Source organism: Paenibacillus urinalis (assembly GCF_028747985.1).
GTDB classification, from domain to species: Bacteria; Bacillota; Bacilli; order Paenibacillales; family Paenibacillaceae; genus Paenibacillus; species Paenibacillus urinalis.
In genome coordinates, this window is record NZ_CP118108.1 from 5,198,063 (window position 1) to 5,210,204 (window position 12,142).

The window sequence follows — 12,142 nt, forward strand, 5'->3', positions numbered from 1 at the left end:
TCAAAGAGCCCCTGCACGAGAGAGCCGTGAGGGGCGTAAGAGGTTTAATACATATATCTTTAACCGAGCACAACCCGGTCATCTGACAGCTTCGTTCCGCTGATTCGCTCAAACTCCTGAAGCAGCTCCGGTACAGTTAATGTCTTCTTGCGTTCGGCATTGACGTCAAGAATAATCCGGCCTTTATCCATCATAATGAGCCGGTTGCCAAGCCTTATAGCCTGCTCCATGTTATGAGTAACCATCAGTGTGGTCAGGTTCATCTCACGGACCAGCGTTTCGGTAATATTCGTAATCAGCTCAGCTCTTGATGGATCAAGTGCAGCCGTATGCTCATCCAGCAGCAGAATCTCCGGCTGGGTGAACGTTGCCATGAGCAGGCTGAGCGCCTGACGCTCACCTCCGGACAGCAAGCCGACCTTAGCTCTGACTCGGTGCTCAAGACCGATCCCCAGCTTCTCCAGCTGCTCTCGGAACAGCGTTCGCGTCTTCTGGTTGATGCCAAAGGATAAGCCGCGGGATTTCCCGCGCCGGTAGGCCATCGCCAAATTTTCTTCAATCGTCATCATCGGTGCAGTTCCTGCCATCGGGTCCTGAAACACCCGGCCGATCCACTGACTTCGCTTGTATTCAGGCAGCTGGCTGATCGTTTGATTCCGAATCTGCACTTCACCTGCATCTGGCTTCATTACACCCGATATAATATTCATCAAAGTCGATTTACCTGCACCATTACTGCCGATGACTGTGACAAAATCTCCTTCATTCAAGGTTAAGTGGGCATCCATAAGCGCAATCTTCTCATCCACGGTACCTGGATTAAACAGCTTGGACACGTGATTGATATGCAGCATTACAGGTCACCTCCCATCGATTTACTACCCGTGCCGGACAGCAGCTCTGTCGTTCTCCGCCGCGCCATGTTCTTCTGACGAATACTGCGTTGTATAGAAGGAATCAGAAGCGCCAGAATAACGATAACAGCCGTAATAATCTTCAAATCTGAAGTCTCGAATCCAGGTACCCGAAGGGCGATCATAACGACGATGCGGTATACAATAGAACCAATGATTACGGACAGTATCGCCAGGAAAATGCTGCGCTTGCCCACGATGGCTTCCCCGATAATAACTGACGCGAGTCCAACCACAATCATTCCAATTCCCATGCTTATATCCGCAAATCCTTGATACTGTGCCAAAAATGCACCGGATAGAGCCACCAGTCCGTTAGACAGACTAATACCGACCAGCTTGGTTGTATCGGTGTTCGCTCCGAAGCTGCGAATCATTCGCTCATTGTCTCCTGTTGCACGGAGAGCCAGACCGAGATCTGTTTTGAAGAACACATCAAGCAGCACTTTAACAACAAACGCTACTATGAACATAAACAGTAGAACATTCAGACTCGAGAAAACATTGTCAACACCCAGCAGAGACAGGTTCGGTGCACCCAAAATTCTCATGTTAATCGAATGCAGGGCAATCATCATTAATATACCGGACAACAGTCCATTAATCTTACCCTTCGTATGCAAGAGCCCTGTACATGCCCCGGCGATCAGCCCCCCTCCAAAGGCTGCAAGTGTCGCAAGCCAAGGTGAGAAGTCATTCGTAATCATAATGGCAGCAATTGCCGCACCTGTAGTAAAGCTCTGATCTACCGTAAGATCCGGAAAATCAAGAATTCGGAACGTTATGTATACACCGAGAGCCATTAATGCATACAAGAGCCCTAGTTCAATCGCTCCAGGAGTCGATTTTAGCAGACTAAGCATCGTTTCTAACATGTGTTATCCTCCTATTTGCAAAAAAGCAGGGTGGTATGTCGTCCACCCTGCTTCCGAGCATTCAGCATACTAACTTAAATTAGGTTACTCGATGATGTTGTTCTCTTGATCCTCTACTGCTGCTTTCATTTCATCCGTAACTTCAATGCCTTGCTCTCCAGCTGCCTTCAGATTCAGGATAAGATCCAGCTTGTCCGGTACAGTCACCTCAAGATCACCTGGATTCGTCCCGTTCTGGAGGATGTCAGCCGCCATCTCGCCTACTTGGTAGCCATGATCATAGTACTTGAAGCCGACGGTAGCAAAAGCACCCTTCTCTACCGTATCCCGGTCGCTGGAGAAGAAAGGAATATCATTATCGTTCGCTGTCTTGATCATGGTATCCACCGCACTGACGACCGTATTGTCCAGCGTGATATAGAATGCATCTACTTTGCCAATGAGCGAATCAGCTGCCTGCTGGACTTCGGAAGTATTGGTTGCTGCTGCCTTAACCAGCTTAATACCATGCTCAGCAAACGCTTTCTCCGCATTGTCTGCCATGACAACTGCGTTCTGCTCACCTTCATTAAGAACAAGCCCAACGGATTTGATATCCGGCATTTGCTGAGCGATAAAATCAGCCAGTTTCACAATTGCTTCCGGATTTGTATCGGATGCTCCAGTGACATTGCCACCCGGCTTCTTAAGATCGGTCACTAGCTTAGAAACAAGTGGATCAGTTACAGCCGCGAACAATACAGGCTTGTCCTTCACCTGGCTTACGACAGCCTGTGCGGAAGGTGTAGCAATCGCAAGAACGAGGTCACTGCTGTCCGTTGCAATCTTCTGGGCGATGGAGTTGTTATTCGCTGCATCGGCCTGTGCGTTGTTATAATCAATCTTCAGATTCTCATCCTCTACAAGTCCTGCATCCTTGAGCGCTGCAATAAAGCCTTCCTGTGTTGCGTCCAGTGAAGGATGCTCAACATATTGAGAAATAGATATAGAATAGGTTTTTCCTTCTGCTTCCTCTCCGCCACCGGTGCCTCCAGAACCCGCAGAACCTGAAGTACTATCAGGATCGTTGCCGCATCCCGCAACCAGCGCAATTGAAGCCGTTACCAATAATGACATCCACCATTTTTTACTCATTCATGCTTCCCCTCTCTTCATTCACATTGTCTGTTTCTACTTTTCATTAGACCCACTCAAAATCCAGCTACTTATTCGCACGCCTTAATTCCATATTATCCCTCTAACATGCTGTGTCACATAATAGCATTAGCGCTTTTATATTTAACTGCACTAAAGCAATTAGGCAAGGGACATGCCAAGTCTTGGAAATAATTGACGCACGGTCGATATCACTTTTTCCCTAATATTAAGGGTGCTTGTACTATTCGTCAATTAATACTTTTACTGCGAATTTATTTCCACAGTTCATTTAAAAGATGTCATGTAAAAAAAAGAAGCATCCGGCGGGTAATTCCGCCAAAACGCTTCTTCTCAAGCTTCATATGATTATTCTAAGATACTTCGACTAAGACATCCCGATCTTGTAAGTACAGCATCTTCCGCCCTTGGCAAGACACTCCGTACGGGATACCGAAACCTCAAGCAAGGATTGAAACAGCTCCAACTCACAGCGGCAGGCCTGTCCGTAGGCATCCGCTACTTCAGAGATGGGGCAATTGTATTCTTTCAGCACGAAGCCCTGTTCCTCTTCCATCAGCTCGGTCATATATCCGTTGTCATTCTGGATGGCGGCAAGAGATCGAACTCGGCCAGCCAGGTCCTTGCCCTGCATCTCCGTGGCATACCGCTGGTGCAGCTTGTTCCTTCTCCGCTCGAATAACAGGTCGATCATCTCTTCACCCGACTCCTCGGCAAGCTCGCCCAGCAGATCGAGCGTTACCTTCGGGTACGTCTTCGGAAACAGCCCCTCTCCACGCTCGGTAAGGCCAAATACTGCAGAAGGGCGACCGGCTGTCTGCCGGATTTCGCTCGTTGCGATATGTCCATCCTTCTCCAGTGTCGCCAGATGCCTGCGGACCGCCATTTCCGTAATGCCCAGTTCAGCTGTAATTTCACGAGCACTTAAGGGACCTTGAACCTTCAGCATGTGAAGGATTCGCTGACGTGTGGACTTCTCTTTGGGCGCGCTCATTACAACCACCTGCTTTCATGTCAGTGAAGATGCGGATCTAATTAAGATATAGCCTTCGCGTGCGCCTCTTCCCGGCAAGCATCGGAGCAGAAATGCTGATGCTCTTCCTCACATGCCTCACATGATACATATTGGAGATTGCATGTTGGACAGTTCACATATTGGTCATGCGTTGTTCCACAGTGGTAGCAGGAAGCAATGACAATATCCTCTTCCGTCTGATTGATTGGCACGGAAATTCTTTCATCGAATACATAGCACTTTCCGTCAAACAATCGGCCTTGTACTTCTGGGTCTTTACCGTAAGTCACAATACCGCCCTCAAGCTGGGCTACATCCTCGAAGCCTTCTTTGATCAGGAATCCGGTCAGCTTCTCACAGCGGATGCCGCCTGTGCAGTAGGTGATGACTTTCTTGTCCTTGATATCGCCTAGATTCTCACGAATCCATTCCGGAAACTCACGGAAGGATTTGACGTCTGGACGGATCGCACCGCGAAAGTGGCCGATCTCGTACTCATAATCATTGCGGCCGTCAATGACAACAACGTCATCGCGTTGAAGATGCTCATAGAATTCTTTCGGGCTGAGGCGTTTGCCGCCGATTACATTCGGATCAAGCTCTTCATCATATCGGAAGGTAACGAGCTCTTCCTTATGACGAACAAACATCTTCTTGAATGCATGCCCTTCCACTTCGTCAATCTTGAACCAAATATCGCTGAACAGCGGATTGGCCTTCATGTCGTTCATATATTGCTCGGTCTGCTCGTAGGTACCGGATACGGTGCCGTTAATTCCTTCTTTGGCGATCAGAATCCGTCCTTTGAGACCGAGGTCTTTGCAGTATTTTAAATGTTCCTGTGTAAAAGCCTCAGGATCCTCAATCTGGACATATTTGTAGTACAACAATACACGATAATTAGAATTACTCATTTTCTTCATTTCCACCTGTCTTTATTTATAGTTCCAAGCTATGAATTAGACAACTTGAATTTGTTTATTACCTCATAAACGACAAGAAGCAGCCGCAAAAAAGGGATTCCCTTCCGCCGCTACCGTCAGTTCTCGGGCAATGTATATATTAAGTCTATAAAAACACCGAAGCTTAGTCAATATTTATGTATAAAAAGGGGGTTGAGGCTTGTTGGAAAAGCATCCGTTTTTTGCTTGTAAACATACAAAAACACCAGGGAATCACATGATTCCGCTGGTGCTTTAATTGTGAATTAAGCTTTGACCGACCCTTGAGTTACACCATTGATGATCCATTTTTGTGCGAAAAGATAGATGATAATCATCGGCAGCATGGCCATCAGGTATGAGGCAAAGGCCAGGTTGAAGTCGGTATTAAACTGCCCTTGGAAGATGTACTGCACAAGCGGCAGTGTATACTGATCCTGATCGCTGATCATAATGAGCGGCAGCAGGAAGTCGTTATAGGTAGACAGACAGGTCAGAATGCCGACCGTTGCACTCATCGGTGCAAGCAGCGGGAAGATAATTCGCCAGAACGTACCCCATGTGGTTGCCCCATCGACCTTGGCCGCTTCTTCCAAAGCGGTTGGAATAGAGCGAATATAAGCCACGTAGATAAATACGTTAAAGGCCAGACCATACACGGTATGCAGCAGGATAAGTCCAACGAGATTGGTCATCCCGAGATTCGAAGTTAATTTAACCACAGGCAGCATAATAATCTGGAATGGAATAAACATCGCACTGACAAAATAGAAATACAACCCTTTAAAAAATTTGTGATTCATGTTCCGCGCGATCGCATAGGCGACAAGCGAGTTGGTCAGCAATGTCAGGACCACCGTCGATATCGTCACGATGGCACTGTTGCCCAGTGCGTTGAAGAAGCCTGTCATCTCAATGGCACGAGAGAAGTTATCCCACTGAATATCTGCGGGAAAGGAGAAGACCGATTGACGCATCTGCTCCGGATTTTTGATCGCAATCGTCAGCGTCATGTAGAGAGGGAACAGGATCACAATCGTACCCATCGCGACGAGCAGCGTAACCAGCCAATTGGTGCGTGAGCGTGATTTTTTCATTACATGTCACTCTCCCTTCTCTGCAGAAATCGAAGCTGAATAATCGATATAATGGCGATCAGAATGAAGTAAATGATGGCATTGGCCGATTGATAAGCAAACTCGCCGCCTTCGAAACCGCCGGTATAGATCAAGTGTGCGATGGATTGTGTGGCCCGTCCTGGTCCACCGTTCGTCATGGCTACAATGAGATCGAAGACCATAAGCGAGTTCTTCATGGCAAGAACCATGTTGATCGTGAAGAATGGAGCGATAAGCGGGAACGTAATACTCCAGAATTCACGCCATTTGCCCGCTCCGTCCAGATTGGACGCCTCATACAGATCCGTTGGGATGGTCTGCAGCCCGGCAAGATACAGGATGGTGTTGAATGCAATCCCTTGCCAGATCGCAACCGATACGACCCCAACCCATGCGAGATCCTGGCTGCCCAATATATTGGTGGACAGGGCAGTCAGTCCTAGATTTTCACCCCAGATCGGGAATACGTTCGAGAACAGGTAGTTGAATATATATCCGACGATCAGAATGCTCAAAATGTTGGGAAGGAAATATATCGCCCGGAAGAAATTCCGGTATTTGATCTTCGCATTCAGTCCCAGCGCAATCAGCAAGCTGATAATATTAATGAAGATGGTTGCCACAATGGCATATTTAATAGTAAATCCGTATGCATTCCACACGTTCTCATCTGCAAACAGATTAATATAATTTTTGAATCCAACCATATCATATTGATCGCCGAAGCCGTTCCAGTTCGTAAATGAGTAATACAACCCTTGCAATGCAGGCAGGGTCATAAACACAAAGAACAGTGCTACGGCAGGCAAAGTCATCCAGTAGAACGGAGTAAGCCGATTCTTCATGTTTGTTCCTCCTCGTATCCTATCTTCGATTTGCTACCTTATCCCACTCTTCGTCGAGCTTCTTAAGATAAGCATCAATGTCTCCGACCTGCAAAAATTCCTGTACAATTGAATTCAGCTGAACAGCAGACGGAATGTAGTGGTCAGCAAAGTCGGTGACCTGGCCTCTCTCGATATAAGGAAGGATCTCAGCTACGCTCGAATCATCCTGCGTTACGCCTTCTACTGCCGCAAACAAGTTCTGCTCATCAATATACTGCTTCATATTATCTTCACGCAGCAAAAATTTGATAAATTCAATAGCCTCAGCCTGATGCTCTGTATCTTCAGAGATCGTGAGCAGCGTGTCAATTCCGTTTACCAGCTTGATCTCTTCAGGGTCATTTCCTGTCGGGAAAGGGAAGAAGCCGATCTCAATATCCGGGTTGGCCTTACGTATCTCTGGGATTGCCCAAGTACCTTGGATATACATGAAGGCATCTCCGTTCGCGAAGGCACGGTTGCCGTCTGCATAGGTCTTACCGAAGTTGTCACTGTGTCCATAATCGAGAATCTTAAGCTGCTTCTCGGCTATTTCGCGGTAACGCTCCTGGAATGTAACTTCACCTTCTCTGCGCTGCAGATAGAAGTCAATCCCCTCCAAGTTTGGTGCAAGTGAATTAAAAGCAAGGTTGGTCTGCCAGTCGTCTTTATAAGTTAGGTAAAAAGGTATTTTACCTGCATCTTTAATTTTCTCCGCTGTCGCAATCAGCTCATCCCAAGTCTTCGGAACCTCAAGCCCCATCTCGCGGAACAGCGTCTTATTGTACATGATACCGTTTGCATTTGTTGCAAATGGAATCCCTGTAAGCTCTTCAAGACCACTTACGTCTTTAACCATCTGAATATAGCTCGGATTGATCAAATCGATCATTTCCTGATCGGTCTGTTCCATGAAAATACCGCTCTGAGACAGCATCGAGAATGTATCCGTTGCGCCCAGCGCCATAATGTCCGGGACATCATTCTTTACAAGCCGGGTCTTAAGCACCGTTTCTGCATCCGGTGGATTGACCTGTATCACTTCAATTTCAGACTGCTCCTGATTAAATTTCTCTACAAGCTTGTCAAAGGATTCCTTCGCCTCGGGCTTGTTCTGGAAGAACTCAATCTGGACCTTGCCTGAGGCCCCTTCGCTGCTGCCGCATGCGGTAAGCATTAATGCTGCTCCACCGGCAATGAGGAGCATTTTACAACTCTTAAGCCACTGAAATCTCATGGTGTACCCCCTCTATCTTGTTCTGATAAAAGTGCTTACATTTCCACTCGGTGTAAAGCATAGCACACTCGTTTTTAATAACCAATGGTTATAAATGTCTAACTTTAAGATATATGTATTTAGTTCCATTGCAGTCTTGTCAATCGAAACCGGTTTCGATTGACAAGAAAAAAAACGAGTGATATTTATTAAACACCCGTATCCTGGTTTAAACACCTGCATAATGAATTTTGTGTAGTTGAATTTTTAGAACCTTTAATTTTTTGAAACAGACTCGTTTAGGGAATGAGCAGAATTTTTCCTGTGCTTTGCCGACTTTCAATCCATTGATGTGCTTCTGCTGCACGATCAAGCGAAAATTTCATGGGTTCAGCTAGTTTAATGTCTCCGCTTGTAATGGCTGTAAATAGGTCGTTCGCCCGCCGCACACGGTCGGCATGATCTGTCACATGATTCCATAAGTCTCCCCCGGTTAATGTTTTGGACGTATCCATCAGCATCCTTGGATCGACTGGAACAGGATTACCTCCGGCCATGCCGTAGAACACGATATGGCCTTTGATTTGAACTGCTCGGAAAGTGTCCATTAACGTACTTCCAACCGAGTCATAGGCCGCTCTGACACCTTCCTGCTTGTACGACCATTGCCTTGCTTGATCTACCCAATTGCCTTCATTGTACAGCAGAACTTCATCAGCTCCCGCTTGCAGAGCAATGTCACGCTTTGACGAGCTAGAAGTAACCCCTAATACTCTTGCCCCTTTTGCTTTGGCAAGCTGGACAAGCAGCTGACCTACTCCACCTGCAGCTGCGTGCACCAGAATCTCATCCCCAGCCTGTACAGGATAACTGTCATTTAACAAGTAATGGGCCGTCATACCCTGTAGCAGCACGGTTGCTGCCTGGTCATACGTAATCTCGGAAGGCAGCTTAATGGCTTTCTCCTGAGGAACCAATACCAGCTCACTATTTGCATGTGGAACATCAGCAAAACCCACACGGCTGCCTGGCGGCAAGCCTGTAACATCGTCTGCAGTCTCCACCACAATACCGGCTCCTTCGTAGCCTAATATGTAGGGCGGTTCCCCCTCCAGATGATAATTTCCTTTTCTGCGATACACATCTGCATAATTTAGACCGACGGCCTTCATTCGAACAAGCACACAGCCCGGCTTAAGTGCAGGCGTCTGCACATCTTCAATGTGCAGCACCTCAGGACCACCAAATTCCCTAAATACTGAAGCTTTCATTTATATTCATCCTCCCTTAAGGATTATATATTTTTTGAATATATACTCATGCCCTGTTGACACATGATAATATAATATATTTTATATGATCTCCTACTCATATTGAAGAAAGTGAAGGTGCAGCGAGAACATGAACTCCGTAGAAACAAAACCTCTCCGTGTCTATATGGCTGGCTTTGAGGTGTTCCGTACCGATGCTTCCGAGCTCGGGCAACACATGAAGGCGCTGTGCGCTGAATATGGATTTGAAGGTATTTTTCCACTAGACAAGGATATTAAACCCCAGCCTACACGACATGAGACGGCGGCCGCTATATTCGAAGGCAATGTGAGACTGATCGAGAAATGTGATATCATCATCGCCAATCTGAATCCCTTCCGCGGGCAGGAGCCGGATTCCGGCACCGTATTTGAATGCGGGCTTGGATACGGACTTGGCAAGAAGCTGTATGCCCATGTTCTTGATGCACGTACGATGGGGGAGAAGCTAGCACCTGCGACAGATCCTGCGACAGGACTGTATGAAGACGGTATGACGATTGAGAACTTCAATCTGCCCACCAATCTCATGCTCGGCATTCCTGTTACCATTGTAGAAGGGACGTTAGAGGATGCGTTAAAGAGACTTCGTACAGATCTGGGTATGGATGCTGAGCAGTCTCACTGATGAATTCAAAAAAAAGAACGTTCGCCATGAACGTTCTTTCTTTTTTGAAAAATATTCATTATTAATGATTTCATGCCATTCCTTGAATCAATAGTCCAATACACATGATCAAACCGCAGAGCACCGAGGATTGCTGTGAAGCTCCCATAAGCGGAAGGTAGGCCTCGGACGGGTTTACTTTTCCGAGAGATTTATATACTTTGTACATAGGTATGACAGAGACAACGGCCAGAAGCCCATACACAGGCAGTGCCCCAAACACGACACTCACAATCAAGAGCACATAGGCGAGCACCGTCATTATTTTTGACAGACGCAGCGCCCGCTCTTCTCCCCACATCACGACCAGCGTTTTCTTGCCGATCTCACGGTCCGCACGCCAATGCAGAAAATGGTGGTTAAACAGCAGCATCGTGGTCAGCATGCCGACAGGCAGTGACAGCAGCAGCGGTGCAATTGCAAATTCACCAGTCTGTACATAATACGCTCCAAGTACAGGCAGTACACCGAATGAAATGAAGATCCCGATCTCACTGTAGCCTTTGCCGCGGTATCCGAATTTGATCGGAGGCGCAACATAGAAGTATGCGATAAGCGCACCAACCAGGGCAAGCACCAGAATCGGCCAGCCGCTGACGATGGTCAGAATCAGCCCGCACACCGCAGCTAGAACAAGAAATCCCCACGTAATTACAGCAAACTTCTTCTCCGACATCGTTCCCGTAGTCAGGAATCCAGAATTCGTTGATATTGCTCCTTCTGTTTCAGCCGCCTCTGTATCTGTACCGTTACGGTAATCCCACAGATCGTTAACCATGTTCGAAAATATATGAGCGGATACAGCCCCCACCAAGGTCAGCAAGAACAACAGGAAGTTGAACTCCTTATCAAACGCATAGGCTGTAATCGTGCCAAGAACAACAGGAACAATCATGACGGTCACTGAAAATAATCGAGTCATTCGTTTAAAAAAAGTCCAGTTACTCATGATGTATTTTTTGAGCCTCCTAATATGACAATAATCTCAACACTTTGTGACAACGTTCACACAATGTTTGATTATACACCAAATCTGCGGAGTTGTAATCGGAAAATTTTTGGTTCGGTATTTGGGGTTCGGTGTTTTGGCTGTATCTCTCCGGTTGCCTATGGCAAAAGTCGTTCTACATCCAAAAACCTCTCTGGAGAGGGAAGGCTTGGCTTGAGCTGCTCAGGGAAGTCTTGTGTGGGCGAGCGGTGTTTTGGCTGTATCTCTCCGGTTGCCTCCGGCAAAAGTCGTTCTACATCCAAAAACCTCTCTGCAGGGGAAGACTTGTGGGGGCTGCTCGGGGAAGGCTTGTGCGGGTTCGGTGTTTTGGCTGTATCTCTCCGGTTGCCTGCGGCAAAAGTCGCTCTACATCCAAAAACCTCTCTGCGGGGGGAAGACTTTTGGGGGCTGCTCGAGGAAGGCTTGTGTGGGTTCGGTATTTTGGCTGTATCTCTCCGGTTGCCTGCGGCAAAAGTCGTTCTACATCCAAAAACCTCTCTGCCGGGCAAGGCTTGTGGGGCTGCTCGCAGACGCCTGTGTGGGTGCAGGGCTCAAAAATGCGAGCGGCGCACCCTCCAGGATCTCAGCCAGCTAAGTCCGGCTCCTGCGATAAACAGCAGTACACCAACATTCAAAGCGATATCTGCGAAATTCAGTATTCCGCCTTCTTCCGAAAATTTAAGAAAATCGGTCACCGTGCCTCGGAAGAATCGATCTACCATGTTCCCCGCCGCGCCGCCGACTAGAAAGCCTGCCCCCATGTTCATCACCCGGCCTTGAATCTCTCCCTTTTGCCTGTAGTACATAATAAGTACGATAAACACAAGCGCAACGATGCCAAATAATCGTGCATACCCCTGGAACAGGCTAAATGCCATCCCCGAGTTCTCATAGTGTTCTAATTGCTGAACAATACTGCCAACAGGAATCACTTCGCCAATGTCCATATGCTCTCGAACCCATAGCTTGCTAGCCTGGTCTATAATCAATATAACGATCGCCGTAATATAAAATAGCATTATTTCCTCCTTCTCCTCATCTGCTGCTCCATATCTATAACCGGAAATAAAAACTTCA

12 protein-coding genes are annotated in these 12,142 nt (G+C 47.2%); 1 reads left to right on the top strand and 11 read right to left on the bottom strand.

The genetic code is table 11. The features are described from left to right. Positions 1 to 59 precede the first annotated feature (59 nt). From PUW25_RS24105 to PUW25_RS24145, 9 genes are all read right to left on the bottom strand, one after another. A complete protein-coding gene (locus tag PUW25_RS24105; RefSeq protein WP_047912740.1) occupies positions 60 to 854 on the bottom strand; it encodes an ABC transporter ATP-binding protein in 795 nt (264 codons plus the stop codon). Continuing rightward, positions 854 to 1,777, bottom strand: coding sequence for an ABC transporter permease (locus PUW25_RS24110; protein WP_420799972.1), 924 nt, complete (start codon positions 1,775 to 1,777; stop codon positions 854 to 856). Before PUW25_RS24110 ends, PUW25_RS24105 begins: the two co-directional genes overlap by 1 nt. Before the next feature lie 96 nt (positions 1,778 to 1,873). Further along, positions 1,874 to 2,923: an ABC transporter substrate-binding protein gene (locus PUW25_RS24115; RefSeq protein WP_274337730.1), complete on the bottom strand. Its 1,050-nt coding sequence runs from the start codon at positions 2,921 to 2,923 to the stop codon at positions 1,874 to 1,876. Between the two features lie 388 nt (positions 2,924 to 3,311). Then, positions 3,312 to 3,938 (bottom strand): helix-turn-helix transcriptional regulator, encoded by a 627-nt coding sequence (locus PUW25_RS24120; protein ID WP_205054779.1) that lies wholly within the window; start codon positions 3,936 to 3,938, stop codon positions 3,312 to 3,314. A 41-nt stretch (positions 3,939 to 3,979) separates the two neighbouring features. Continuing rightward, positions 3,980 to 4,873: an oxygen-dependent tRNA uridine(34) hydroxylase TrhO gene (gene trhO, locus PUW25_RS24125; RefSeq protein ID WP_047912736.1), complete on the bottom strand. Its 894-nt coding sequence runs from the start codon at positions 4,871 to 4,873 to the stop codon at positions 3,980 to 3,982. 293 nt (positions 4,874 to 5,166) lie between these two features. Next, positions 5,167 to 5,997 carry a carbohydrate ABC transporter permease gene (locus PUW25_RS24130; protein WP_047912735.1) on the bottom strand — a complete coding sequence of 277 codons (831 nt, stop codon included), beginning with the start codon at positions 5,995 to 5,997 and terminating at the stop codon, positions 5,167 to 5,169. Further along, on the bottom strand, positions 5,997 to 6,863 hold the full coding sequence (locus tag PUW25_RS24135) for a carbohydrate ABC transporter permease (RefSeq protein ID WP_047912734.1): 867 nt from the start codon (positions 6,861 to 6,863) through the stop codon (positions 5,997 to 5,999). Before PUW25_RS24135 ends, PUW25_RS24130 begins: the two co-directional genes overlap by 1 nt. Positions 6,864 to 6,882: 19 nt before the next feature. After that, positions 6,883 to 8,091, bottom strand: coding sequence for an ABC transporter substrate-binding protein (locus PUW25_RS24140; RefSeq protein ID WP_420799973.1), 1,209 nt, complete (start codon positions 8,089 to 8,091; stop codon positions 6,883 to 6,885). 308 nt (positions 8,092 to 8,399) lie between these two features. Continuing rightward, positions 8,400 to 9,371 (bottom strand): quinone oxidoreductase family protein, encoded by a 972-nt coding sequence (locus PUW25_RS24145; RefSeq protein WP_274337736.1) that lies wholly within the window; start codon positions 9,369 to 9,371, stop codon positions 8,400 to 8,402. 130 nt (positions 9,372 to 9,501) lie between these two features. Between PUW25_RS24145 and PUW25_RS24150 the strand changes: the two genes are divergently transcribed. Further along, on the top strand, positions 9,502 to 10,038 hold the full coding sequence (locus tag PUW25_RS24150; protein ID WP_274338480.1) for a nucleoside 2-deoxyribosyltransferase: 537 nt from the start codon (positions 9,502 to 9,504) through the stop codon (positions 10,036 to 10,038). A gap of 70 nt (positions 10,039 to 10,108) precedes the next feature. Here PUW25_RS24150 and PUW25_RS24155 read toward each other — a convergent pair whose 3' ends face one another. Further along, a complete protein-coding gene (locus PUW25_RS24155) occupies positions 10,109 to 11,026 on the bottom strand; it encodes a prenyltransferase (RefSeq protein WP_047912730.1) in 918 nt (305 codons plus the stop codon). A 590-nt stretch (positions 11,027 to 11,616) separates the two neighbouring features. Beyond that, on the bottom strand, positions 11,617 to 12,084 hold the full coding sequence (lspA, locus tag PUW25_RS24160; RefSeq protein WP_274337742.1) for a signal peptidase II: 468 nt from the start codon (positions 12,082 to 12,084) through the stop codon (positions 11,617 to 11,619). Positions 12,085 to 12,142: the final 58 nt, after the last annotated feature.

Excerpts from the sequence above, each read along its gene's own strand:
- PUW25_RS24105 (WP_047912740.1), bottom strand. The coding sequence starts at position 854 with ATGCTGCATATCAATCACGTGTCCAAGCTGTTTAATCCAGGTACCGTG.
- PUW25_RS24110 (WP_420799972.1), bottom strand. The coding sequence starts at position 1,777 with ATGCTTAGTCTGCTAAAATCGACTCCTGGAGCGATTGAACTAGGGCTC.
- PUW25_RS24115 (WP_274337730.1), bottom strand. The coding sequence starts at position 2,923 with ATGAGTAAAAAATGGTGGATGTCATTATTGGTAACGGCTTCAATTGCG.
- PUW25_RS24120 (WP_205054779.1), bottom strand. The coding sequence starts at position 3,938 with ATGAGCGCGCCCAAAGAGAAGTCCACACGTCAGCGAATCCTTCACATG.
- trhO (WP_047912736.1), bottom strand. The coding sequence starts at position 4,873 with ATGAGTAATTCTAATTATCGTGTATTGTTGTACTACAAATATGTCCAG.
- PUW25_RS24130 (WP_047912735.1), bottom strand. The coding sequence starts at position 5,997 with ATGAAAAAATCACGCTCACGCACCAATTGGCTGGTTACGCTGCTCGTC.
- PUW25_RS24135 (WP_047912734.1), bottom strand. The coding sequence starts at position 6,863 with ATGAAGAATCGGCTTACTCCGTTCTACTGGATGACTTTGCCTGCCGTA.
- PUW25_RS24140 (WP_420799973.1), bottom strand. The coding sequence starts at position 8,091 with ATGCTCCTCATTGCCGGTGGAGCAGCATTAATGCTTACCGCATGCGGC.
- PUW25_RS24145 (WP_274337736.1), bottom strand. The coding sequence starts at position 9,371 with ATGAAAGCTTCAGTATTTAGGGAATTTGGTGGTCCTGAGGTGCTGCAC.
- PUW25_RS24150 (WP_274338480.1), top strand. The coding sequence starts at position 9,502 with ATGAACTCCGTAGAAACAAAACCTCTCCGTGTCTATATGGCTGGCTTT.
- PUW25_RS24155 (WP_047912730.1), bottom strand. The coding sequence starts at position 11,026 with ATGAGTAACTGGACTTTTTTTAAACGAATGACTCGATTATTTTCAGTG.
- lspA (WP_274337742.1), bottom strand. The coding sequence starts at position 12,084 with ATGCTATTTTATATTACGGCGATCGTTATATTGATTATAGACCAGGCT.